At 72.3% G+C, this 23,753-nt stretch carries 22 protein-coding genes; 14 read left to right on the forward strand and 8 right to left on the reverse strand.

Features of this window, described 5'->3' with window-relative positions; genetic code table 11:
- Nucleotides 1–6: 6 nt before the first annotated feature.
- Nucleotides 7–1,350, reverse strand: coding sequence for a 3-phosphoshikimate 1-carboxyvinyltransferase (aroA, locus tag K3888_RS10770; RefSeq protein WP_230930362.1), 1,344 nt, complete (start codon nt 1,348–1,350; stop codon nt 7–9).
- A gap of 41 nt (nt 1,351–1,391) precedes the next feature.
- On the opposite strand from aroA, the gene K3888_RS10775 reads away from it, so the two are divergent.
- The gene (locus K3888_RS10775; RefSeq protein WP_230930267.1) at nt 1,392–2,228 is read left to right on the forward strand and encodes an SOS response-associated peptidase; all 837 of its coding nucleotides are present in this window, start codon (nt 1,392–1,394) and stop codon (nt 2,226–2,228) included.
- 46 nt (nt 2,229–2,274) lie between these two features.
- On the opposite strand, the gene K3888_RS10780 is transcribed toward K3888_RS10775, so the two are convergent.
- Nucleotides 2,275–2,730 (reverse strand): aminoacyl-tRNA deacylase, encoded by a 456-nt coding sequence (locus K3888_RS10780; protein ID WP_230930363.1) that lies wholly within the window; start codon nt 2,728–2,730, stop codon nt 2,275–2,277.
- A gap of 186 nt (nt 2,731–2,916) precedes the next feature.
- On the opposite strand from K3888_RS10780, the gene K3888_RS10785 reads away from it, so the two are divergent.
- Both K3888_RS10785 and rsrA read left to right on the forward strand, forming a co-directional pair.
- Nucleotides 2,917–3,594: a sigma-70 family RNA polymerase sigma factor gene (locus K3888_RS10785; RefSeq protein ID WP_230930268.1), complete on the forward strand. Its 678-nt coding sequence runs from the start codon at nt 2,917–2,919 to the stop codon at nt 3,592–3,594.
- The gene (rsrA, locus tag K3888_RS10790; protein WP_230930269.1) at nt 3,594–3,920 is read left to right on the forward strand and encodes a mycothiol system anti-sigma-R factor; all 327 of its coding nucleotides are present in this window, start codon (nt 3,594–3,596) and stop codon (nt 3,918–3,920) included. Before K3888_RS10785 ends, rsrA begins: the two co-directional genes overlap by 1 nt.
- A 74-nt stretch (nt 3,921–3,994) precedes the next feature.
- Here the strand turns inward: rsrA and K3888_RS17975 are convergent, their stop codons facing one another.
- Nucleotides 3,995–4,069: a 50S ribosomal protein bL37 gene (locus K3888_RS17975; protein ID WP_370452405.1), complete on the reverse strand. Its 75-nt coding sequence runs from the start codon at nt 4,067–4,069 to the stop codon at nt 3,995–3,997.
- 107 nt (nt 4,070–4,176) lie between these two features.
- Between K3888_RS17975 and K3888_RS10795 the strand changes: the two genes are divergently transcribed.
- Complete coding sequence (locus tag K3888_RS10795; RefSeq protein WP_230930270.1) at nt 4,177–4,392, forward strand: biotin/lipoyl-binding carrier protein; 216 nt, start codon at nt 4,177–4,179, stop codon at nt 4,390–4,392.
- Nucleotides 4,393–4,543: 151 nt separating this feature from the next.
- Here the strand turns inward: K3888_RS10795 and K3888_RS10800 are convergent, their stop codons facing one another.
- Nucleotides 4,544–4,792, reverse strand: coding sequence for a WhiB family transcriptional regulator (locus K3888_RS10800; RefSeq protein ID WP_163376657.1), 249 nt, complete (start codon nt 4,790–4,792; stop codon nt 4,544–4,546).
- A gap of 390 nt (nt 4,793–5,182) precedes the next feature.
- On the opposite strand from K3888_RS10800, the gene K3888_RS10805 reads away from it, so the two are divergent.
- Nucleotides 5,183–5,644 carry a hypothetical protein gene (locus K3888_RS10805; RefSeq protein ID WP_230930271.1) on the forward strand — a complete coding sequence of 154 codons (462 nt, stop codon included), beginning with the start codon at nt 5,183–5,185 and terminating at the stop codon, nt 5,642–5,644.
- Nucleotides 5,645–5,667: 23 nt separating this feature from the next.
- Here K3888_RS10805 and K3888_RS10810 read toward each other — a convergent pair whose 3' ends face one another.
- Together K3888_RS10810 and K3888_RS10815 are read right to left on the reverse strand one after the other, a co-directional pair.
- Nucleotides 5,668–7,071 carry an Rv3212 family protein gene (locus tag K3888_RS10810; protein WP_443652045.1) on the reverse strand — a complete coding sequence of 468 codons (1,404 nt, stop codon included), beginning with the start codon at nt 7,069–7,071 and terminating at the stop codon, nt 5,668–5,670.
- Nucleotides 7,068–8,654 (reverse strand): DEAD/DEAH box helicase, encoded by a 1,587-nt coding sequence (locus K3888_RS10815; protein WP_230930273.1) that lies wholly within the window; start codon nt 8,652–8,654, stop codon nt 7,068–7,070. The genes K3888_RS10810 and K3888_RS10815 overlap by 4 nt, the downstream gene beginning before the upstream one ends.
- A 287-nt stretch (nt 8,655–8,941) precedes the next feature.
- On the opposite strand from K3888_RS10815, the gene K3888_RS10820 reads away from it, so the two are divergent.
- Nucleotides 8,942–9,169 carry a DUF3107 domain-containing protein gene (locus tag K3888_RS10820; protein WP_230930274.1) on the forward strand — a complete coding sequence of 76 codons (228 nt, stop codon included), beginning with the start codon at nt 8,942–8,944 and terminating at the stop codon, nt 9,167–9,169.
- Nucleotides 9,170–9,231: 62 nt separating this feature from the next.
- On the opposite strand, the gene K3888_RS10825 is transcribed toward K3888_RS10820, so the two are convergent.
- Nucleotides 9,232–9,885 carry a TetR/AcrR family transcriptional regulator gene (locus K3888_RS10825; RefSeq protein WP_230930275.1) on the reverse strand — a complete coding sequence of 218 codons (654 nt, stop codon included), beginning with the start codon at nt 9,883–9,885 and terminating at the stop codon, nt 9,232–9,234.
- A 149-nt stretch (nt 9,886–10,034) separates the two neighbouring features.
- Between K3888_RS10825 and K3888_RS10830 the strand changes: the two genes are divergently transcribed.
- The 8 genes from K3888_RS10830 (at nt 10,035) to nudC (ending at nt 23,453) form a co-directional block, all read left to right on the forward strand.
- Nucleotides 10,035–11,054: a DUF3152 domain-containing protein gene (locus K3888_RS10830; RefSeq protein WP_230930276.1), complete on the forward strand. Its 1,020-nt coding sequence runs from the start codon at nt 10,035–10,037 to the stop codon at nt 11,052–11,054.
- Between the two features lie 51 nt (nt 11,055–11,105).
- Nucleotides 11,106–12,341 (forward strand): ThiF family adenylyltransferase, encoded by a 1,236-nt coding sequence (locus K3888_RS10835; RefSeq protein WP_230930277.1) that lies wholly within the window; start codon nt 11,106–11,108, stop codon nt 12,339–12,341.
- A 26-nt stretch (nt 12,342–12,367) separates the two neighbouring features.
- Nucleotides 12,368–13,255: a TIGR02569 family protein gene (locus K3888_RS10840; protein WP_230930278.1), complete on the forward strand. Its 888-nt coding sequence runs from the start codon at nt 12,368–12,370 to the stop codon at nt 13,253–13,255.
- A gap of 41 nt (nt 13,256–13,296) precedes the next feature.
- A complete protein-coding gene (locus tag K3888_RS10845; RefSeq protein WP_230930279.1) occupies nt 13,297–14,484 on the forward strand; it encodes an MFS transporter in 1,188 nt (395 codons plus the stop codon).
- 99 nt (nt 14,485–14,583) lie between these two features.
- On the forward strand, nt 14,584–17,901 hold the full coding sequence (locus K3888_RS17870) for a PD-(D/E)XK nuclease family protein (RefSeq protein WP_230930280.1): 3,318 nt from the start codon (nt 14,584–14,586) through the stop codon (nt 17,899–17,901).
- Nucleotides 17,898–21,230, forward strand: coding sequence for an ATP-dependent helicase (locus K3888_RS10855; RefSeq protein WP_230930281.1), 3,333 nt, complete (start codon nt 17,898–17,900; stop codon nt 21,228–21,230). The genes K3888_RS17870 and K3888_RS10855 overlap by 4 nt, the downstream gene beginning before the upstream one ends.
- A gap of 156 nt (nt 21,231–21,386) precedes the next feature.
- Nucleotides 21,387–22,466: a potassium channel family protein gene (locus K3888_RS10860; RefSeq protein WP_230930282.1), complete on the forward strand. Its 1,080-nt coding sequence runs from the start codon at nt 21,387–21,389 to the stop codon at nt 22,464–22,466.
- A gap of 60 nt (nt 22,467–22,526) precedes the next feature.
- Nucleotides 22,527–23,453: an NAD(+) diphosphatase gene (gene nudC / locus K3888_RS10865; RefSeq protein WP_230930283.1), complete on the forward strand. Its 927-nt coding sequence runs from the start codon at nt 22,527–22,529 to the stop codon at nt 23,451–23,453.
- A gap of 11 nt (nt 23,454–23,464) precedes the next feature.
- Here nudC and K3888_RS10870 read toward each other — a convergent pair whose 3' ends face one another.
- Nucleotides 23,465–23,743, reverse strand: coding sequence for a mycoredoxin (locus K3888_RS10870; protein ID WP_230930284.1), 279 nt, complete (start codon nt 23,741–23,743; stop codon nt 23,465–23,467).
- Between the last annotated feature and the right edge of the window lie 10 nt (nt 23,744–23,753).

The raw sequence follows: 23,753 nt of genomic DNA on the forward strand, positions 1-23,753 counted from the left end.
GGCGCGTCAGCCCCGCCCGGCGAGCATGTCGGACCACATTCGCGTGAAGCCGGGCATGGTTTTGGAGGTGGAGTCGATGTCGTCCACCTCGACACCGGCGGTGACCAGGCCGATGATCGCGCCGGCGGTGGCCATGCGGTGGTCGGCGTAGGCGCGCCACGGGGCGCCGCGCAGGGGGGCGGGCGTGATCACGAGGCCGTCGGCCAGTTCTGTGACCCCGCAGCCCACGGCGCCGAGCTCGGCGGCCAGGGCCGCCAGGCGGTCGGTCTCGTGGCCGCGCAGGTGGGCGATCCCGGTCAGGCGGGAGGGGCCGTCGGCGAGCGCGCAGAGCGCGGCGACGGTGGGGGTGAGCTCACCGATGGCGGACAGGTCCATCTCGACCGGGGAAAGGCGTTCGGGTCCGACGACGACGAGGGTGCCGCGCCCGGCCCCGTCGGCGCTCTCTCCGGAGCCGTCGTCCGCGTTCTCGATAGTGACGGTCGCGCCCATGGCCTGCAGGATGCCGCGGATGGCATCGCCGGGCTGGGTCGTGGTGGTCGGCCAATGGGGGACGCGGACGGTGCCGCCCGTCACCGCGGCGGCGGCCAGGAACGGGGTGGCGTTCGACAGGTCCGGCTCTACCACACGGTCGACCGCGAGGATCGGGCCCGGGGCGACCCGCCACGAGGACGGGGTGGGCTGCTCGACGGCGACCCCCGACTCGCGGAGCATCTCCAGCGTCATCTCGATGTGCGGACCCGACGGCACGGGGGAGGCGGCGGTGTGGACCAGCTCGACGCCCTCGTCGAAGCGTGCTGCCGACAGCAGGACGCCGGAGACGAACTGGGAGGAGGCGGAGGCGTCCATCTCGACCCGCCCGCCCTTCAGCGTCCCCGCGCCGGTGACGGTGAACGGGAGGGTGTCGCCCTCGATGTCCGCGCCGAGCGCGCGCAGCGCGTCGAGCACGGTGGCCTGCGGGCGCACCCGGGCGGCCGGGTCGCCGTCGAAGGTGGAGGAGCCGGTCGCCAGTGCGGCCACCGGCGGGACGAAGCGCATGACCGTCCCGGCCAGACCGCAGTCGACGTGGGCGCCCCGCAGCTCGCCCGGCGTGATCACCAACTCGGTGTCGCCGGCCGCGAGCGGGCGGTCCGGGCCCTCGATCCGGGTGCCCAGTGCCTGCAGCGCGGCGATCATCAGGTCGGTGTCCCGGCTGCGCAGCGTGCCGGTCAGCCGGGAGGGGCCGTCGGCCAGGGCTGCGAGCACGAGCGCGCGGTTGGTCAGCGACTTGGATCCGGGGATCGCGACGTCGGCATCGACGGGCGCGGCGGCGACAGGGGCATTCCAATGACTCACCTGGCCATTGTCGCCCATCATCTCGTTCTCCGGCCGATCCGGGTGCGAGGATGTCCGGTATGTGTGGACGCTTCTCGCTCTCCTCCGACCCGGCTCGGCTCGCGGTGGAGCTGGACGCCGTCGACGAGGCCTCGGCGCCACCGCCCGGGTTGGCGCCGGCCGAGGGTCCGCTCGCACCGCGGTTCAACATCGCCCCCACCACGACGATCGCCGTGCTCGCGCTGGACACCCCGCGCGAGCGCTACGAGGAGGGGCGGGCCGGTGCCGCGGCCGGGGCTGTAGGTGGGGCTGACGCCGCGGCGCCGACGCGGGTGATGCGGGCGATGCGCTGGGGGCTGGTCCCGTCGTGGGCGCGTGACTCGCAGAAGCTGCCCAACCTGTTCAACGCGCGGGTGGAAACGGCGTTCGAGAAGCCCGCGTTCCGGGCGGCGGTGAGACGCCGGCACTGCGTCATCCCGATGGACGGCTGGTACGAGTGGGTGCCGGGCGGACCCGCAACCCCCGGTGGCAAGGCGGGGCCCAGACAGCCGTTCCACATGAGCATGCCCGGTGACCGGGGGTTGCTCATGGCGGGGCTGTGGGAGACCCGGCGGGATCCTGATGACGAGTCCGTCACCCAGCTGTCGTGCACGATCCTGACAACCGAGGCGGTGGGTCCGCTGCGGCAGATGCACGAGCGGATGCCGCTGGTCGTGTCCCCGGACATCCTGGCGGACTGGCTGGACCCGGGCGTGATCGGCGATCCGCGGGCGCTGGTGGACGGCGCTGGCTATGACCTGGCGCAGTGGGCGGACGCGGTGGAGATCCGTCCCGTCTCGCGGGCGGTATCAGGCGTCCGTAACGACGGCCCCGAGTTGGTGCGGCGCGTCGACCCGGACGAGGGCATGCTCTTCTGACCCGCGGGGTCGTCGAAGGCGGCGCTGACCGGGCGCGGCGTCGGCGCTATCCGGTGCGGACCGCCGTCACGGGCGCGGTGACCGCGTCGGTGAGTGCCACCAGGTCGGCTCCGGCCAGTTCGATCTCCCAGCCGCGGCGACCCGCGCTGCACAGGACGGTCGGGTGCTCGAGGGCGGAGGAGTCCACCACGGTGGCCAGAGCGCGCTTCTGGCCGAGCGGGGACACCCCGCCCACCACGTAGCCGGTGGTCTTCTCCGCCACATCGACCGGCGCGAGGGTGACCTTGCCGCACCCGAGCGCGGCGGCCGCGGCCTTCAGATCGAGCGAGGACGTCACGGGCAGGATCGCCACCGCCAGCGACAGCCGTGACCCGGCGGGCGGGCGGGCTGTCGCCAGCACGAGGGTCTTGAAGATCCGACTCGCCTCCACGCCGAGGCGCTCGCCCATCACGCGGGCCGCCTCGTCGCCGTAGTCGCTGCCGGTCGCCTCGTACGTGTGCACGGTGTGCTCGACCCCGGCTGCGCTCAGTGTCGCGATCGCGGGGGTCGCGGCAGCACCGTCTCGTCCTCTGTTCCTGGCCACGCGTCGACACTAGTGCGCGGACGGTGCGGAATACCGGGTGGCGGGGTGGCGTTGATCTAGATCGAGAGCCCGGGGGTGGCACCCGGGATCGGGAAGGAGGGTGCGATGCGGACCGCGGTCCTCGACGCCCCGGGCGTGCGACTAGACTCCGGGAGACCAACAGGTGAGGAGTTCCGGTTGCCGACCGAGTTGCAGCCCGACGAGGCAGACCAGCGTGCGGAGCAGTTCGAGGAGTTGGCGATGCCGCTGCTCGATCAGCTCTACGGTGCCGCGCTGCGGATGACCCGGAACCCGGCGGATGCCGAGGACCTGGTGCAGGAGGCCTACGCGAAGGCCTTCGCAGGATTCCACTCGTTCAAGCAGGGGACGAACTTCCGCGCGTGGATGCACCGCATCCTCACCAACGCGTACATCAACCATTACCGCAAGCGGCAGCGTCAGCCGGCGCAGTACCCGACGGACGAGATCACGGACTGGCAGCTGGCGGCGGCGGCCGAGCACACCTCGACGGGCCTGCGGTCCGCCGAGGTCGAAGCGATGGAGTTGCTGCCGGATGACGAGATCCGGGCGGCGCTGGCCGAGTTGCCGGAGGAGTTCCGGATGGCGGTGTACTACGCCGACGTCATGGATCTGCCCTACAAGGAGATCGCCGAGATCATGGACACCCCGCTGGGGACCGTGATGTCGCGCCTGCACCGCGGCCGAAAGCAGCTCCGCGAGCTGCTGCGCGACGTCGCGGCCGACCGTGGTTACGGACGCGATCGCCAGGAGGGGGAGAACTGATGAAGGAACACGATCCCCGCCTCGACGAGATCGACTGCGGAGCGGCCCTGCGGGACCTGTCCCTCCTGGTGGACCTGGAGTGCGACGACGCCTGCAGGTCCCGCCTGGAACACCACCTGGCCGGCTGCCCCGACTGCCGCGAGAAGTTCCTCTCCGAGCGCCGGCTCAAGGCCAAGCTGTCACGGTCGTGCTGTGAGAAGGCGCCCAGCGGTCTGCGCGAGCGACTGATGGTGGAGATCCGCCGGACGACCGTCACCACGACCGACGCGGACGGAACGACAGTGGTCCACCGTCGCACCACGGTGGAGCGCCGGGACCTTCGCTGACAGCGGCTCGAGAAATGCCATGAGGGGCGGGCACCGATCAGGTGCCCGCCCCTCATGCGGTCAGTAGTCCGAACTCAGCTGTTGGGACGCTTGCCGTGGTTGGCGTTCTTCTTGCGGCGATCCCGCCTCTTGCGGCCACGCTTGCTCATGGTCAGCTCCTTTCGTTCTGTGCGTCCAAGTCTCCCACGTCCGGGCCCGTGTGGTTGCATTGGAGTTGTCCGGGGGCCGTCGTGGAAGAAGCAGAGGAAGCAATCTTATGGCTGAACAGGTCCGTGCCGAGATGGTCGCAGGCGTCATGGAGGTCGTCGCGGCCGTCGGTGCCGAGGTGTCCGAAGGCGACACGATCGTCCTCCTCGAGTCGATGAAGATGGAGATCCCGGTGCTGTGTGAGACCTCCGGCACCGTGACCGAGGTGGCCGTGGCCCCGGGTGACGTCATCCAGGCCGGCGACCTCATCGCCGTGATCGACTGACCCGCGTGATCGACTGACCCGGTCGGTGGGCTGCCGCCGTGCCGCGTGCGCGTGCTGGCGGGCCCGGTGATCGGAGACGACTGAAGGCCGGTTCCCCTTCCCGGAGGAGGAGAACCGGCCTTCTGTGTCTGTCTGTCTGCCTGTCTGTGGATCAGACGGTGGTGCGGGTGCGGGCGCGGCGACGCTTGAGTGCGCGACGCTCGTCCTCGCTCATGCCACCCCAGACGCCGGCGTCCTGGCCGGACTCGAGGGCCCAGGAGAGGCACTCCGCGGTCACGGGGCAGCGGTTACAGACGATCTTCGCCTCGGCGATCTGGGCGAGGGCGGGACCGGAATTGCCGACGGGGAAGAACAGCTCGGGATCCTCGTCGCGGCAGATGGCCTTGTGGCGCCAATCCATGGGGAACTCCTTGTTGTGTGAGACCGTGGTCGGATGCGCCGGGCAGCACGAAACCACCGTCGTCGACGCGCAGACCGGTACGATCTACGGATAGACGAGCGTGATGTCGACACCCGGCGGGGTGGTGGGGATGTACCCGCTCCGCGGGCTCACTCCGTTTCGGAGAGGCTCCCGGTTAAGGCAAGGCAAACACGGTGTGTCTGCGCTGTTACGAATGATCGTCCCACGATTTGCGGACAAGTCAACCCTCTTCGGCGGCGATGTGGTAAAGGTCACGCGGTTTGTCAAATCACGCAGAAAGCGCACCACAGAGCACGTAATCGGTGTTACGGATCGCACTCCGACCGGCCGGTACGCCCTCCCCGAACCGCGGCGGCCTAGTCTTGGGTGGTGAACACCAGGCGACCTGATAACCACGGCCACCCGGCCGATCCGCGAACCGCGATCCCGGCCCCGGTCCGACTCGCCGGCTGGATCTCCTCGGCCCAGGGGCTCATCGGGCTGGTGACGGCGCTCGCGTTGATCGTGCGCGCGATCGGCGGCCACCGCGAGGAGACCGTGGTGATCAGTGGCTACGCGACCGCCGGTTGGTTCGTGATCCTCGGGGGCGGTCTCATGGCCGCCGGGATCGGCCTCCTGACAGGTCGTCGCTGGGGCCGCGGCCTGGTGCTGATCGCCGAGCTGCTGATCCTGGTCGCGGTGGGGTCGAGCGTGTTCGGAGCCACCGGGTCGGCGATCTTCGGCGAGGTGGGACTCGTCCTGTACGCCGGTGCCATCGCCCTGGCGGTGTCGTGTGCGGTCGCGCTGGCGTCCCTGCTGCGGCGCGAGGCCGTCGAGTGGTACGCGGCCTGATCCCGGAGCCGTGTGGGCAGCCCTCAGGCGTGCATCTTGTAGGCGTGGATCTCGCCCGAGCGGCGCTCGTAGAGAATGTCGCCGATCTGTGACAGGCCGGTGATGTCGGCCTCGTCGTCGTCGTTCTGGAGGGCTGCGCCGGCCCCGTGGTCATCACCGCCGCCGTCACCGCCGTCGTCGGCGGGCGAGGCGTCCAGTCGCCGGATCTCCACCCCGGAGCCGTGGTCGACGGCCAGGAACCCGCCCGCCCGCGGGACCAGCACCCAGTCGCGCGCCGTGCGATCCTCCGGGTCCGGCGACCACCCGCCCGTCAGACCGGGCCCCGTGGTCTCGAGCGCCGTCCACACGTACGCGCCGGTGCCCAGGTCGAAGACGTGCGTGGCGGCGCCGTCGAACCAGCGGAGCTGCTTGTCGTCGCCCGCCACCGCGGAAGGGGAGGGCAGACGCCCGGGCTCGCCGGGAAGAGCCAACACGGGGGAGTAGTCCGTCGGTGAGGTGAACCATTCGACCGCCCAGTCGTCGCCGCGGCGTGTCAGCCCCAGCGCACCGTCGTCGGTCGTGCCGAGCACCCACAGCTCGTCCGCCCCGGTCACATCGGAGGCGATGTCCTCCGGCTTCCGGTTGTCCTCCGGCACTGTCTCGGACAGCGTCAGGCGCGCGGAATCGTCATCGGGGCAGCGCTCCGCCACGACGAAGCGTTGGTCGGTGAGGGCGGCCGAGCCGAGAGTGCATCCGCTACGGGGCTGCATGCCCGCCTCCTGCGGCGCGTCCACGGCCCCGTACTCGATCGTGCGGACCAGGTCGTCACGCCAGATCTCCAGGCGCTCGGGGCTCATCGCGAGCGCGTGCCGCCAGGTGCTGGTCAGCTCCATGGTGTCCGGGAAGGCGCTCTGGCGGGTGCCGGCGTAGTGCTGGGCTGTCGGGTCCAGTGAGGTGACGTCGCTGCAGCCGGCCGCCCCGTCGAAGGCCGCGACGAGCACGTCGGAGTAGAAGGTGGCCGCGCAGAAATGGCCGACGTGTGAGTAGGACCAGCGCTGCTCGCCCGAGCCGGCGTCGCGGCCCACGAGCGTGCCGTCGGGGCTGACGGTGACGAGGTTGCCCTTGGTGGTGAGCGGGGCGCCCGTGCCCGCGGAGCCGTGGGACCAGAGCGGCTCGAGGGTGGACGGGGTCGCGGTGGCCGGACCGTAGACGGGCTGCTCGACGTCGGCGGGGGCGAATTCGGACCGGGTCGCCGAGCCGTTGACCAGGATGAGGCCGGCGGTCACCGCCATGACTAGCGCGATGGTCCCCGCGGTGACGAGGTCACGCCGAGTCCGCCTCTCGGAGGGGACGCGGCGTCGCGCCGCGGGGGTGGGATCGTCCGGGGCGACGGGGCCGTCCGCGTCGGCGCGGTCCGATCCCGACCCCGCGGGTGGTGCGGAGCTCAGCCCTGGCTCGCCTGGTCGCCGGCGCCACCCTGACCGCCGGAAGAAGGACGACGACGCCGCCGACGCCGCCGCGGGGAGCTTCCCTCACCGGACGAGGTGCCGGGGTCCGATGAGTCGGGCCCGGCCCCCGAGTCGCTGGCGGGGGGCGAGTCGTGGTCCCGGGTCCGGCCCGGGGTGCCGTTCTCGCCGGAGGGCCCTCCCCGGGTACGCCGGCGGCGCGGCTGCGACCCGGAGTCGCCGCCCGCGCCGCCCCCGGTGGTGCCACGCTGGCTCTGGTCGTCGCGGCGACGGCCGGAGCCGGTGCCCGTCGGGGCGCCGATGCGGCCACCCGCGCTCTCCGGGATGCCGAGGTCGGCGCGCAGGTGCGCCGAGGTGGAGTAGGTCTCGGCGGGCTCGCCGAAGTCCAGCCCGAGCGCCTTGTCGATCAGGCCCCAGCGGGGCAGGTCGTCCCAGTCGACGAGGGTGATCGCGACGCCCTTGCGGCCGGCGCGGCCGGTCCGGCCGATCCGGTGGACGTAGGTCTTCTCGTCCTCCGGGCACTGGTAGTTGATGACGTGCGTGACGTCGTCCACGTCGATGCCGCGGGCCGCGACGTCGGTGGCCACGAGCACGTCCACGTCACCGGAGCGGAACGCCTTGAGTGACTTCTCGCGGGCGCCCTGGCCGAGGTCGCCGTGGATGGCGCCGACCTTGAAACCGCGCTCCGCCAGATCGTCGGCGAGCTTCTGGGCGGTGCGCTTGGTGCGGCAGAAGATCATGGTGGCGCCGCGGCCGTCGGCCTGCAGGATGCGGGCCACCACCTCTGGCTTGTCCATCGAGTGGGCGCGGTACACGTGCTGCGTGGTGTTCTCGTGCGTGGCGCCCGAGTCCGCCGCCTCGGCCCGGATGTGCGTGGGCTTGGTGAGGAACGTGCGGGCCAGCGTGATGATCGGCCCCGGCATGGTGGCGGAGAACAGCATGGTCTGACGCTTCTCGGGCACCGAGCGCAGGATCTTCTCGATGTCCGGCAGGAAGCCGAGGTCGAGCATCTCGTCGGCCTCGTCGAGCACCAGGACCTCGACCTTGCCCAGGACGAGCTTGGACTGGTTGGCCAGGTCGAGCAGGCGGCCGGGGGTTCCCACCACCACGTCGACGCCCTTGTCCAGTGCCTCGATCTGCTGCTCGTACGGGGTGCCGCCGTAGATCGAGAGCACCTTGAGCGGGCGGGTGCCCGAGTCGGTCGGGGCGGTCAGGCCGGTGGCGGCGATCTTGAGGTCCTGCGTGACCTGGATGCACAGCTCGCGGGTGGGGACGATCACCAGCGCGCGGGGCGTCCCGTCGAGTGGACGGGTGGCCTCACCGGTGGAGATGCGGTGCAGGAGCGGGACGCCGAAGCCGTAGGTCTTGCCCATGCCGGTGCGGGCCTGACCGATGAGATCGGAGCCCCCGAGCGCCAGCGGGAGGGTGAGTTCCTGGATGGCGAAAGTGTGGGTGATCCCGCGCTCGCCGAGCGCGGTGACGATCTCCTCCCGGACGCCGAGCTCGGCGAAGCTGGGGGAGGAGTCGGTGGACGGGGCGTCGACGACGGCGGTCGTCGTGGCCATGCCGTCGACCTCGGTGGTGGTGACATCTGTGGTGGACAGGGCGGTGCCTTTCTCGTCTCGCGCGCTTGGAGTGAGTCGGGCCGAGCAGGTCGGCCTCGCGAGCGGGGCGCGCACATTTCCACGGGGATCAGGCGATCGCGGGCGACTGTAGGGCCCGGACCCGGGTGTGATCCACGTCCACACATCCTATCCCGTCCCGCCGCCGAACCCCGGGATCGGGCTAGCCTTGACCACGAGTATCACCGAGGACGGCGTGGCATGCGCCGACGATGAGAAGGGCAGGCACCGTGGAGGTCAAGATCGGCATCGCCGACAGTAATCGTGAGCTCGTGTTCAAGACCGGGATGACGCCCGAGGACGTGCATAGCCGCGTCGAGGCAGCCCTCACCGCCGAGGCCAAGGCCGTCCTCGAGCTCGAGGACGAGAAGGGGCGCCGCTACCTGGTGTCCACCGATCGCGTGGCGTACGTCGAGATCGGCGAGTCGGCCAGGCGTCCGGTGGGCTTCCTGTCCTGACGGGACGGGGAGCGTCGGCGTGAGCGACGCCGGTACCTCCGGTGTGTGGTTCGCCCGGGTCCTCAGGGGCCCGGGCGTTCGCCGTTCTGCCGCGGGATCTTGGACAACCCGCCCCAGCAGAGGGCGACGGTCATGGCCACCGCATCCGCGCGGGGAATGGGCCGCCCGGCGTCCAGCCAGTGCCCTGCGCTGACGCGGCTCGCGCCGACCAGTCCCACGGCCAGCAGCCGCGAGCGGTGCGCGTCGAGACCGGAGTCCCCCCGCACGAGGTCGTGGACGGCGTCGGTGCAGCCCTCGGTGGCCCGTTCCAGTTCCCGGCGCACGGTCTCGTCGCCCGGCTCGGAGGCGAACACGAGCCGGAATCCACGGGTGTCGGTGTCGGCATAGGCGAAGAACGTGTCGACCGCCGCCTCGACGCGGCGGCGGTTGTCGGAGGTCGAGTCGAGCGCCGCGCGGATCCTGGCGAGCAGCTGGTCGACGTGGTGTCGCAGGACCTCGAGATACAGGTCCCGTTTGGAGTCGAAGTGCTGGTAGAGGACCGGCTTGGAGACCCCGGCCAGGACCGCGATGTCGTCCATCCCGGCGGCGTGGAAACCCTGGTCCACGAACACCACGCCGGCGGTGTCGATGAGCTGGCGTCGGCGGGCGCTGCGGGGGAGCCGGGCCGCCCTGGCGCGCGCCGTTCCCGTGGGAAACGGTCCGTCCGGGCTGGTCATCTTGTGGCTCCTACTCCGCCCGGTCGGAAGTCGACAGGCGTCCGGGCCAGACGGACAATACCCGCATCGGCAGTGTGCCGGATGAGGCGGTCGTCGGACGTGTGGGATCGTGGAGGCCTTGAATCGAACGGGACGCGAGGGGTGAACGGATGAGCGACGGGCGTCGCCCGGGTACGGGCGAGGGGATCTCTGATCCCGGGGCGCGCGGAACCGACCGTGCGCCGTACTACCCGCCGCACGGCGAGCCGCTGCGTGCGCCCTGGGATCCGGAGGAGTCCACCCCGGGTCGCCGTCGTTCCGTCCCGGGCTCCCGGGACCACCTGCGCCGCCAGTCCGCGCTGGGGCGCTTCCTGTCCACCTGGGGCTGGCGCGCCTACGCGATCCCGGTCCTGGTGGTGCTCACCGCGCTCGTGATCGCCGATGCCGTGGTGTCCTCGCGCCCGTCGGACGACGGGACCCCGGCCGCGACCGAGGAGAGCACCGAGATCATCGGCGTGCCCCTGCCCGGCGAGATCCCGCCGAGCGGCGACCTGCCCGAGGGGGGCCCGTTCGTCGACGCCGGCACCGGCGGTTTCCGGATCTTGCCGGGCGGAACCGACGTGGTGGGGCGCCCCACCGCGGAGCTGTTCTCCTACTCGGTCGAGGTCGAGAACGGCATCGACACCGTGGAGTTCGGCGGCGACGACTCGGTGGCGCGGATGGTCGACGCCACCCTGGCCAACCCCAAGAGCTGGACGGCGGACGGGGCGGTGGCGTTCCAGCGGGTCTCGGACGCCGAGCCGTCGTTCCGGGTCACACTCGCCAGCCCCATGACGGTCCGCGAGAGCTGCGGGTACGACATCGAGCTCGAGTCCAGCTGCTACAACTCGACCACCGGTCGCGTGTACCTCAATCTCGCCCGCTGGGTGCGGGGCGCGCGCTCGTTCCAGGGCGACATCGGTTCGTACCGGCAGTATTTGGTCAACCACGAGGTCGGGCACGCGATCGGGTTCCCGGCGCACGAGCCGTGCCCGGCGGACGGCGTCCTGGCGCCGGTGATGATGCAGCAGACGTTCGGCGTGAACAACAGCGAGATCCACCGTCTGGACCCGGAGGGCGTGGTGCCGGACAACGACGACACCTGCCGCTACAACGCCTGGCCCTTCCCGGACGGTGTCCCGGCCGCGTGATGTCGATCATGGCAGGCTTCAGTACCGGACCGGACGAGCAGAGGTGGAGCGATGGACGCCGCAGGTGGGACCACGGGGGAAGCCGCCGAGCAGGGGCTGCCGCCGTTGGTGCGGCCGGTCGCCGAACTCAGCGCGGACGAGCGGGCGCTGTACTCGCGCCACCTGCTGTTGGGCGCGATCGGTGACGAGGGGCAGCGCCGCCTGCGCGGCGCCTCAGTGTTCGTGGTCGGTGCGGGCGGCCTGGGCGCGCCGGTGCTGTTGTACCTCGCCGCCGCGGGCGTCGGGAGGATCACGGTCGTCGACGACGACGAGGTCGATCTCGGCAACCTCCACCGGCAGGTGATCCACTCCGTGGCGGCCGTGGGCCAGCCCAAGGTCGAGTCGGCCCGGGAGCGGCTGGCCGGGCTGGCGCCCGGGGTCCGCGTCGACGCCCTGCACACCCGTCTCGACGCGTTGAACATCATGGCGCTGCTGGAGGGCCACCACCTGGTGGTGGACGGCAGCGACAACTTCGCGACCCGGTACCTCGTCTCGGATGCCTGCGAGGTCGCCGGTATCCCGTTGATCTGGGGGACCATCGATCGCTTCCGCGCGCAACTGGCGGTGTTCTGGTCGCGTCCGCCGGCGCCCGCCGAACCGGTGTCGCTGCGTGATCTCTACCCCTCGCCGCCGCCGCCCGGCTCGGTACCCAGTTGTGCGGAGGCCGGGGTCATCGGCGCGCTGCCCGGGACCGTGGGGTCGATGATGGCGATGGAGGCCGTCAAACTCATCACCGGCGCCGGTCGCCCGCTGCTGGGCCGCCTGGTGCTGCTGGACCTGCTCGAGGCGACCAACCGCACGGTGAAGATCCGACCGGATCCCTCGCGGGAGCCGGTGACCGAGCTGCCCGACGGCTCCGATGACGCCTCGTGTGAGGTGCGGTCGCCGGAGCTCGCCGAGGTCCCGACCGTGACGGCCGTCGACCTCGGGTCCGAGCTGGCCGGCCGACCCGGAGCGGTGGCCCCGGTCCTGGTCGACGTGCGGGGGGCCGGCGAACGCTCGATCGCGCGGATCGACCCCTCGGTGTGGGTGCCGCTCGACACGGTGGCCGAGGACGCGGCCGACCCGACCGGGCTGCTCGGCCGGGCCGCCGCGCAGGGACCGCTGGTCATCTACTGCAAGTCGGGGATGCGGTCCGCGCGCGCGGCGGCCACGCTGGCGGCCGCGGGGTTCGCGGGGGTCCGGTCCCTCGAGGGCGGTATCGACGCGTGGACGCGCGACGTCGACCCGTCCCTGCCCGGGTACTGACGGAGGAGGTGGGTACCGTGGTCGACGTGAACGACGAGAGCCTGCCCGCGCACGTACGGGCCGCATTCGGTGCGACGGACGGCAGCGCCGTCCCCGTCGTGGCCGGATCGGGGACCGGCTGGCTCGTCTCGGCGCCGGGCGGACCGGTGGTGTTGCGTCCGGTCGCGGACACCGCGCTGGCCAACTGGGCGGCCCGCATACGCGAGAACCTCGAGGTGACCGGCCTGCGCGTGGCCCTGCCGGTGCGCTCGACCGACGGGCGGCACGTCGTCAGCGGGTGGCGCGCGGACCGGGCGGTCTCCGGTCGTCCGGAGGCCCGGGCCGACGAGACCATCGCGTGGTCGGTCCGCATCAACGCCGCGCTGAGCGAGGTCGAACGCCCCAGGGTGGTGCGTCGTCCGTCGACCAGGCCGTGGGTCGAGACCGACCTGTTCGGTGTCGCCGAGGCCGCGGCGTGGGACGGCGACCCGGAGCGGGATCTCGCCCCCGGCATGGAGGACCGCGGCACACCGTTCGCCACTCATCGCGCCGCCGCCCTGCTCGGGGCCAAGGGGCTCATCCGGCACCGCCGACCCGTCGAGGTGGCCACCCCCGGGCTGGTGCACGGGGACCTCGCCCGCGGGCTGCTGTTCGACGCCTCCGCGGAGCCCGCACTGACCGACGTCGTGCCGTACGTCCGGCCCGCCTCGTGGTCCGCCGCGCTCGTCGCGGTGGACCACCTGTCTTGGGGGACCGTCGACTCCGGCGTCCTCCTGCGGTGGGGTCACCTCGAGGAGTGGCCGCAGATGGTGCTCCGGGCAGCGGTGTTCCGGCTGGCGGTGCACGCGCTGCACCCGGGCTCGCGACCGGCGGCCATGGACGGCCTGCAGGCGATGGCCCGTCAGGTCGGCGAGTTCGTCGGTGACGCCGCCTGATGCCGACTGGTCCGCGTCGAGCGAACAGTCGGTCCCGCGCGGTGGCCGTCCCTGTCGTGGCCCTCGTCGGGGTCGTCCTCGTCTCACTCAACCTCCGCACCGCCGTCACCTCCCTGAGCCCGCTTCTCGGGGTGATCGACGCCGAGATCGGTCTCGGCGCCGCCGGCATGGGCCTGCTCGGGATGATCCCCACCGCGATGTTCGCGGTCTGGGGCGTGCTCACCCCGGTGGCCCTGCGTCGCATGGGCCTCGAGGCCATGACCGTTCTCGCCATGGCCGCGGCCGCCATCGGCCAGCTGGTGCGTGCGGTCGCCCACGACCCCTGGGTGATGGGCGCGGGTTCGATCATCGCCCTGGCCGGCATGGGGATCGGCAACGTGGTGGCCCCGCCCCTGGTCAAGAAGTACTTCCCGCGGCACGTGGCCGCCGTGAGCATGGCCTACATCACCGGCCTGCAGCTCGGGACCGTCGTGCCCGCACTCGTGGCGGTGCCGGTGGAGGAGGCCGCCGGCTGGCGGGTCTCGATCGGGTGGTGGGCGGTCCTCGCCGTCGTCGCCGCGATCCCCTGGATGATCGAGATCCTGCGGCCCGGAACGCCCACCGGCGGCCCTACGGCGTCCGCCGCCGGCCCCACCGGGCAGCCGCAGCGGATCCGTCCGTGGCGCTCGCCGGTCGGCGTGGCCCTGGCTCTGTTCTTCGGCACCAACTCGTTGAGCACGTACGCGTTCTTCACCTGGCTTCCCGCGGTGGCCGAATCCATCGGGATGTCGCGTGCCGAGGGGGGTCTCGCGCTGGCCGTGTACTCGGCCATCGGCCTCATAGCCGCGTTGGTCGTGCCCTGGGTGGCGGGTCGCTTCGAGGATCCGTACGCCGTCGTCGTCGTCTCCGTCGTGGCCTACCTGGCCGGCTTCGCAGGCCTGCTCTGGGCGCCCGGCGTCGCGCCGTGGCTGTGGATCTGCCTGCTCGGCGTGGGCCCCAGCACCTTCCCGCTGTGCCTGACACTCATCAACCTGCGCACCCGTACCCAGGCCGGCTCGGCGGCGCTGTCCGGCTTCTCCCAGGGCGTCGGCTACACCGCCGCGTGCCTGGGCCCGATCGTGTTCGGGATGTTGCTCGACGGCCCCGGCCTCGCCGCGGGACTCGGATTCCTCACGGCCGTGCTGGCCGTCATGACCGTGGTCGCGCGCACCGCCTGCCGCCCGGTCATGCTCGAGGACACGCTGCGCTGACCCGCCGTCGTGCGCGGCGGGGCCGGGACCGCGGCGCAGACGTCGGGGGTTACGGATGCGGGGCGGGGGGATGTCGTAGGCGTGTGGTCTCATCGAGCCGTGACAGAGACCGCCTCCACCGCCACTGACGCGACCACTGCTTCTGACGCGCCCGGCGCCCCCGACCGGTCGAGCCGTGCCGTGGGCGGAGCGCGCTCGTGGCCAGCGGAGGTGGCGGAGCTCGTCGGTCGTGACTGGTCGGTTCCGCAGCGGAGGCAGGAGCGGTGGGTCGTGCGCGGCGGGCCGGGGAGCGGCAAGACCTCGCTGATCGTCGACATGCTGCGTGAGGCGGTCCTCGCGGGCGTGGGGCTGGACGGCGTGCTCGTCCTCGCCGGTTCCGCGCGCGCGGCGTCCGACCTGCTCGAGGAGACCACCCGCGGGCTGCCGCCGGGGCTCGTCGTGGGCACGGACACCCCGGTTCGGACGGTGCACTCGCTCGCCCACGCGGTCGTGCGCCTGGCCGCGGCGCGGGTGGACGCCCCGCCGCCGCGGCTGCGCACGGGCGCGGAGCACGACGCTGTGATCCGCGAGACCCTGCTCGGGGAGCTGGCGGACGGTGCGCCGCACTGGCCCGAACAGATCCGTCCGGCACTGTCCACGGTAGGGTTCGCGCGCGAGCTCCGCGACCTGCTGCTGCGTTCGCTGGAGCGGGGGATCGGGCCGCGTGAACTGGCACGGTTGGGCAGGAGCGCGGGCCGGCCCACATGGGTCGCCGCGGCCGGGTTCTTCCGTCGGCACGAGGAGCAGATGGCGCTGCGCTCCGGCGTGCGCGGGGGCGAGTCCGACGTGCCCGAGGCGCTCAACGCCGCCGAACTGGTGGGTGCCGCGCTGGACGCCCTGACCGCGGACCCGGACCTGCGTGATCTGTTCCGTTCCCGCCGCCTCGTGGCGGTTGATGACGCGCATCACCTCGATCCGCTGGCCGCCGAGTTCGTGGCGACCATCGGCGGTGGGGCGGACGTGCTGGTGGTGGCCGAGGACGGGGACCAGTCGGTCTTCCGCTTCCGCGGCGCGGACGGCGGCCTGGCCCGGGCCGTGATCGACCAGGGCGGCCACGCGGTCGATCTCGCCGTGGGGCATCGGATGCAGCCCGAGGTGGCCGCGGTCGCCGCGCGGGTCGCCTCCCGGCTCCCGGGCTCGGCCCGGCACCGGCCGCGGGAGCACGGGGTCGGGCCGGGCAGAGCCGTCGGTTCGTCGGGAGCGCCCGGGCGGGGCGGGGCCGTGCAGGTCGCGGTCGCGGGGTCCGCGGCGGCGGAGGCCGCGCTGGTCGCGGACTTCCTGCGCCGTCGGCACGTCCTGGACGGGGTGGACTACTCGGAGATGGCGGTCGTGACCCGCTCCCTGCCGCGGGTCGCCGATGCACTGCTCGCCGCACTGGACGCCGCCGGGGTGCCGGTCGTGGACGCGGGGGCCGAGCTCCCGCCCGCGCACGACCCGGTGGTCGCGGCACTGCTGCTGCTCCTGCGCTCGGTCGCGGAGGGGGACGAGTTCACCGACGAGGACCGGATCCTCACCCTGCTCGCGGGACCGATCGGCCGGGCGGACGCCGTGGCGATGCGGCGCCTGCGGCGCGGGATCCGTCGTTCGGGCATCGGTGGGGCGGAGCCGAGCGCCACGACGCTGCGGCGGCTGGTTCTCGCGGACGGGGACGAGACACCCCCGGGACTGACCGTGGTGGAACTCGCGCCCATCACGCGGATCCGGTACGCACGCGCCGCGGTGGCCGAGCGGCTCCGCGCGGGCGGAAGCGCGGAGGAGGTGCTCTGGGAGGCCTGGTCGTCGGCACGTCTGGAACGCCGACTCGTCCGCCAGGCTCTCGCCGCCGACGCGTGGTCCCGGTCCGCGGACCGCTCGCTCGACGCGGTCGTGTCGCTGTTCGATCACGCAGCGGACTTCGTCGATCGGGTGCCCGGCGGTTCCGTCCCGCTCTTCTGCGACATCGTCTCGGGCGCCGATCTGCCCGCTCCCCGCCGCGCCGACACCCGGGGCCGGGCCGGTGCGGTCAGCATCCTGTCGGCCCACGCCGCCGTCGGCAGGCAGTGGCGGTCGGTCGCGGTGTGCGGCGTCCAGGACGGGGTGTGGCCCGCCCCCCGCCGTCGCTCCGGCCTGCTCGGGGTCGACGAACTGGTGGACCTCACCGAGCTCGCGGGCGACGGGCCCCTGCCCTCGGAGGCCGAGCGTGCGGTGTCCTCCTCGGCCGCGAGGTCGGCCGAGGAACGCCGGCTGTTCTACGTGGCGTGCTCGCGCGCCCGCGACCACCTCCTGGTGACCGCCGTGGAATCTCCGGACGAGGGGGACGTGGCGCCGTCCCGGTTCGTCGACGAGATCGCCGACCTGGCCACCGCGGGGCACCCGTCCGGCCAGCTCGGGCCGCTGCCGGGTCCCGCCCGGCACGCGCCGACGGTGTTCACCCTCCCGCACCTGGTGGTCGACCTCAGGGCGGCCTTGCTCGACCCGGCCACCGATCCCGCCGACGCCACGCATGCCGCGGGACTGCTCGCGGGCCTGCGGGATGCGGGGGTGGCCGAGGCAGACCCGGGGGCCTGGTTCGGCGCCGCCGAGTCCTCCACCAGCACCCCGGCGTTCCCGGCCGCCGAGGGTGAGTCCCTCGCGGTGCTCTCCCCCTCAGGTTTCGGGACGCTCGAGGAGTGCCCGTTGCGCTGGTTCCTGCAGAAGATCAAGGGCGACTCCACCGACTCGGGCTCCGCGGCGGCGCTCGTGCGCGGCTCCGCCGTCCACGCCCTCACCCAGGCCGTCGAGGGCGGGGTCCCCGAGGACGCCATCCGTGCGGTGGTGCGGCGGCGGGCGGAGGCACTCACGCTCGCACGCGGCTGGTTCGCGGAACGCGGAGCCGAGGAGATGGCCGAGATGGCCGAGACGTTCCGCCGCTGGCGTGGCGCCACCCGCGGCGAGTACACGACCGCCGGGGTGGAGGAGCCGTTCCAGTTCGACGTTCCCGGTGATGTCCGGGTCCGTGGACGGATCGACAGACTCGAGGCAACCGAGGCGGGACAGGTCGTCCCGGTCGACATCAAGACCGGCCGAAGCGCTGTCACCAAGGCCGAGGCGGCAGCCCATCCGCAGTTGGCGCTCTACCAACTCGCCGTCGCGCGCGGCGCGGTCGCCTCCGCCGGCGATCGCGAACCGGGCGGGGGCCTCCTGCTGTACCTCGCCGGGCGTGAGGGCAAGCTGCCCACCGACCGGGTCCAGGACCCGCTGGGCCCCGAGTCCGCCGCCGCCCTGGACGAGCGGGTCGTCGAAGCCGGACGCTCCACTGTCGGGCCGGAGTACACCGCCCGGGTCGGCTCATGGTGTGACCACTGCGACGTGAGATCGAGCTGCCCGGCGCAGCCAGAGGGAGAGCAGGTCACCGGATGAGCGCCCGCATCAGCCCCGCCGCGATCGCCGACGCCCTCGGCATCCACCGGCCGACGCCGGAACAGGCCGAGGTGATCGCCGGCCCCTCCGAGCCCACGCTGGTACTCGCGGGTGCAGGAGCCGGCAAGACCGAGACCATGGCCGCCCGGGTGGTGTGGCTCGTGGCCAACGGTTACGCCCGACCCGGGGAGATCCTGGGCCTGACCTTCACCCGTAAGGCGGCCCAACAGTTGTCGAGGCGGATTCGTCGACGCCTCGAGGCGCTCGCGAGGAGCCAGCTGTGCACGGGTCCCGGAGCGGATCCGGCGATCGCCGAGGCCATCCGTACCGAGGACCCGCAGATCTCGACCTATCACGCCTTCGCCGGGACCCTCCTCGGTTCCTACGGACTGCTGGTGCCGGTCGAGCCGGACTCCCGGCTGCTCACCCCGACGGCCGCGTTCCAGCTGGCCCATGACGTGGTCTCGCGGTGGGAGAGCCCGCTGACCACCGGCTCCGGCTCGGCGAAGATCACCCGTGATGTGCTCGCCCTCGCGGGCCAATTGTCCGACCACCTGGTGACGACCGACGATCTGCGCGCCCACCCGGACCTTGTCACGACGCTCATCGCCACGCTCCCGCCCGGGCCGCGGCAGAAGGACACCCCGACGGCCTGGCTGAGTGGCTGCGCCGACGTGCAGGGCCACCGCGACGAGCTCGCCGACCTCGTGGATGCCGTCGCGGCGCGCATGCGCTCGGAGTCGGCGTTGGACCACGCCTCACAGATGGCGCTGGCCGCCACCGTCGCGCGGGACCATCCGGAGGTGGGCCTCGCCGAGCGGCGGGCGTTCCGGGTCGTGCTGCTGGACGAGTACCAGGACACCGGGCACTCCCAGAGGGTCCTGCTGTCCTCGCTGTTCGGGGAGGGGGCGGATCCGGTGCCGGCGGTGACGGCCGTCGGCGACCCCATGCAGTCCATCTACGGATGGCGGGGGGCATCGGCCTCCAATCTCGACAGGTTCCGCGAGGATTTCCCCCTGCCCGACGGCAGCGGGTCGCACCTGCGGGAGCTGACCACCTCGTGGCGGAACCCGCCCGAGGTCCTCGAGTTGGCGAACCGGATCACCGAACCGCTACGCGGACGCCCCGGCTCGATCCGCGTGCCGGAGCTCAGGGCCAGGCCGGGCGCCGAGCCGGCCGACCTGCTGGTGGCGGTACACGACACCGTCGACGACGAACGGGCGTGGCTCGCCGACCAGATCGCGGCGCGCTACCGGGCCGCGATCGACGCCGGGCGGGTGCCCACCGCGGCTGTACTGGTGCGGCGCAACGGCGACTCGGCCGCGATCGCCGACGCCCTCGAGGCACGCGGCATCCCCGCCGAGGTGGTGGGCGTCGGCGGGCTGCTCGACATCCCCGAGGTCGCGGACGTGGTGGCACTTCTCACCGTGGTCGCGCGGCCCGGAGCCGGGGCCGCGCTGCTGCGACTGCTCAGCGGATCCAGGTTCGCCCTCGGCGCCACCGACCTCGCGGCCCTCGCGCGCCGCGCCGCGCTTCTGTCCCTGCGTCGTTCCGTGCCCGCGACAGGTGTCGTGACGGACCTGCGCGCGCTCGAGGAGATCCTCGACGACATCGCGCGCGGCGAGGAGATCGACACCGCCGGATTGGCCGATGCCCTGGCAGACCCGGGCCCGGAGAAGGACTACAGCGCTGCGGGCGCCGCCCGCATCGACGAACTCGCCGGGATCGTCTCCGCGCTCCGCTCGCGCGCGTCCGCACCACCGGCCCGACTCGCCGCCGCAGCCGAGAAGGCCCTCGGTCTCGACGCCGAGGTGCGGTTGCGTCAGCGGACGGGTGGAGGCGACGCCAGAGAACAGCTCGACCAGCTGCAGGAGATCGCGGCCGGATTCCGGCCCGAGAGCGGGACAGGCCTCGACGCGTTCCTCGCGTACCTCGATCTCGCCCGCAGTGTCGACGGAGGGCTCGCCCGCGGCGAGGTCGTGGCGGCTCCCGGACGCGCTCAGATCCTCACCGTCCACTCGGCCAAGGGGCTCGAGTGGGAGATCGTCGGGGTGCCCCACCTGTCCACCGGGATCTTCCCCTCCGGCCAGGCGCCCGAGACGTCGCTCCGGACCGCGACGCAGCTTCCCGAACAGCTTCGCGGGGACCGGGAATCGGAGGAGAACCCGGGCGGGGTCCCCGTGCCACGACTTGACGACGTCACCGACCGCAAGCTCTTGGAGACCGCGCTGGGCGGCCACATCGACCGCGTCAGACGGCGTTCGCTCGATGAGGACCGGCGGCTGTACTACGTGGCGGTCACCCGGGCCGAGCAGACGCTCCTGCTGTCCGGGTCGCACTGGGTCGGCGCAGCAGCCGCGCCCCGCGGGCCGTCGGAGTTCCTCGACGAGGCTCTGGAGGCGTGCCGCGGTGACCGGCCGGTGGGCGTGATCGACCACGTCGTCGTCGCCCCCAGCCCCACCAACCCCGCCACCTCGCGGAGGATCGAGGCGACCTGGCCTCGTGAGGTGGCTCCGAACCTCCTGGCCACGGCCCGGGCCGTCGACGCCGCGGCTCCGGTGGACCCCGAATCGCAGGACCCACCCGATGCCGGGCCGGCGCGGCGCTGGCACCTCGAGGCCGCGCCGCTATTGGCCGACGCCCGGCGCACCGCCGAACTGCGCGACCAGGTGATCCTGCCCCGGCGCCTCACCGCAGGGGAGGTCGTCGCCATGGCGGCGAACCCCGAGGCGTTCGCCGACCGCCTGCGCCGGCCCGTGCCGTTCCGCCCCGATCGCTTCGCGCGCCGGGGGACCCGATTCCACGCCTGGCTCGAGCACCGGTTCGGCGCCACCCATCTGCTCGACATCGACGACCTGCCCGGGGCGGGCGACCAGGGGGCCGACGACGGGCTGTCCGAGGCGGACTTCACCGCACTCCAGGAGGCTTTCGAGAGATCACGATGGGCCCGGAAGACACCGCACGCGGTGGAGGTGCCGTTCGAGGTCGGTCTCGGTGAACACCTGCTGCGGGGTCGGATGGACGCGGTGTTCGCCGACGGCGACGGGTGGGTCGTCGTGGACTGGAAGACCGGGCGGGTCCCCGCTGAGGCCGACATGCCCGCCATCGCCCTGCAGCTGGCGGTCTATCGGTTCGCGTGGGCGCAGATCCTCTCCGGGAGGCAGGGGCGTGAGGTGCCTCTGGAGAAAGTGCGCGCCGCGTTCCACTATGTGCGGCCGGGCCGGACCATCGAGCCCGCCGACCTGCCGGGCGCCGACGAACTCCTGCGGTTGCTGTCCGACGGGCCGCGCCGCGCGTCCGGGGGCGGGGCAGCGATAGGGCAGGGGTAGCGATAGGGCGGGGGCCGGCTCTCCGGAGGTCTACGTGCGGTGCCTCTCCGCGACGGGGCCGACCCGGTTGTTGTCCGGGGGGCGAGCCATAGGAAACGATTGTCCGTCTAGAGTGAGGCGTCTCGGAAAGAGACCGTCGCGGAAACGGAGTAGCCGATGGTGAGGAAGCGCGTGCTCGCGTCCCGGTTCCGTGACAGTGACCCGATCGACGAGAGCCCGGACCACATCCTCGTCGGCGTGGTGAGCATCCCGGAGAACGCCGAGAGTCCGTGGCGGCTCATCGGCAAGCGGATCCTCATCGCCGTTCTCGCACTGCTGTTGGCGGCCGTGGTCGTCTACCTCGATCGTGACGGGTACGACGGCGGCGGGGGAGCCGACGGCCACCTCACGGTCATCGACTCGATTTATTACGCGACGGTCTCCCTGTCCACCACCGGCTACGGTGACATCACCCCGGTCACCCAGCAGGCGCGGCTCATCAACACGGTGATCATCACCCCGCTGCGCCTGGTCTTCCTCATCCTGCTCGTCGGTACGACACTGTCCGTGCTCACCGAACAGTCCCGACAGGCATTCAAGATCCAGCGCTGGAGGAGTCTCGTGCGCAATCACACCGTCGTCGTCGGCTACGGCACCAAGGGCCGGTCGTCGGTTGCAGCCATGCTCGCCGATGAGATCTCGCCGGAGGACATCGTCGTCGTCGACACCGACCCCCAGGCGCTCAAGGCCGCGGCCGCCCGCGGGCTCGTCACCGTCCAGGGCTCGGCGACCCGGTCGGACATCCTCAAACTCGCGGGTGTCAGCCGCGCGGCGGCCGTCGTGGTGGCCACCAACACGGACGACACCGCGGTGCTGGTCACCCTCACCGCCCGCGAGCTCGCACCGAACGCCAAGATCGTCGCGACAGTCCGCGAATCCGACAACAAGCACCTGCTCAAACAGTCCGGCGCGGACTCCGTGGTGGTCTCCGCCGAGACCGCCGGACGACTCCTGGGCCTGGCCACCATCACCCCGACCGTCGTGGGGATGATGGAGGACCTGCTGACCCCCGACGAGGGCTTCTCCATCGCAGAACGCCGCGTCGAGGAGGCGGAGATCGGCGGCTCACCGCGACATCTGGCCGAGCTCGTCCTGGGGGTCGTGCGCAAGGGGCAGCTCATCAAGGTCAACGAGCCCGAGGCCGACGCGCTGGAGTCCGGGGACAGGCTGCTCTACATCCGGATGGTCTCCGGCTGACACCGGTCGCGGACTAGGCTCGTCGCAGCCCCCTCGACCCGTGATAAGGACTCATCTGCGATGCCACTGGACTTCATGCTCGACTCCGACCCGGTGCTGTCCGTGGCCGCTCCCGAACGGGCCGCGAACCTCCGACAGAACGCCGAAGCGCTGGCCGGAGGCTGGGTTGACGCGCGGGTGATGCGCATCGACCAGCGCAACCGGTTCGCGGTCGAACCCGCCGGAGACGGCCGGCAACGCATCCTGTTCGAACCGGCGATGCTGTTCGCCGAGACGCTTCCCGACGACGCGGTCTTCCTCGGCTCCACCGATGAGGGACGCCACATCTGGGCGGTCAGCGCCGAGGACCTGCCCGACGACCCGGCGGTGACGAACCTCCGTCGATGCGGAGCCGACCTGATCGAGGGGCACGGATCGCTGGCCTCGCAGGCCGTCGCGGTCCTCGGCTGGCACCGCGACAACGTCCGCGGGCGCGAACCTCAGCACCATCCGAAGCGGGTCGACGCGGGGTGGGCGATCGAAGACGCCTTCCACGGCGGCCCCGAGTACCCGAGGACCGACCCGGCCGTGATCTGTCTCGTCCACGACGGGGGCCGGCAGGTTCTGCTCGCGCGGCAACCGATCTGGCCGGCCGGGATGTACTCGCACGTCGCCGGGTTCGTCGAGGCGGGCGAGTCACTCGAGGGCTGCGTGCGCCGCGAGGTCGCCGAAGAGGTGGGCGTGGCGGTGGACAGGGCCCGCTACCTAGGCAGCCAGCCGTGGCCGTTCCCGCGCTCGCTCATGGTGGGCTTCCAGGCCCTGGCGGACCCGGCTGCGCCGATCGCCCTCGAGGACGAGGAGATCAGCGAGGCCAGGTGGTTCGACGTGGACGAGGTGCGCGCGGCGCTGGACGGCCACGGGCAGTTGATGGTGGCGCCGCCGGTCTCCATCGCGCACGTGATGCTGCGCTCCTGGGTCGCGGCGGTCGATCGCGACGGCGGCGCCTGACCGCTCCTCGATCAGGCTCCGGCGAGCTCGGCGAGCTTGGCCCGCACCTGCGAGGCCGGGGGGTTGGTGGCGGTGGTGCCGTCCGAGTACAGGGCGGTCGGCACGACCCGGTTTCCGTCGTTGACGCTCTCGACGAACGCGGCGGCCTCGGCGTCGGACTCCACGTCGATCTCCGCGTAGCCGATCTCCTTCTCGTCCAGCAGCTTCTTCAACCTCGTGCAGAAGGGGCACCACGTGGTGGTGAACAGGGTCAACGGTCCGGTGGTCTCGGGTGTCGTCACTTCACTCATGTCCGGATCC

Origin of the sequence: Dietzia aurantiaca (genome assembly GCF_021033825.1) — a bacterium.
Taxonomy (GTDB): domain Bacteria; phylum Actinomycetota; class Actinomycetes; order Mycobacteriales; family Mycobacteriaceae; genus Dietzia; species Dietzia aurantiaca.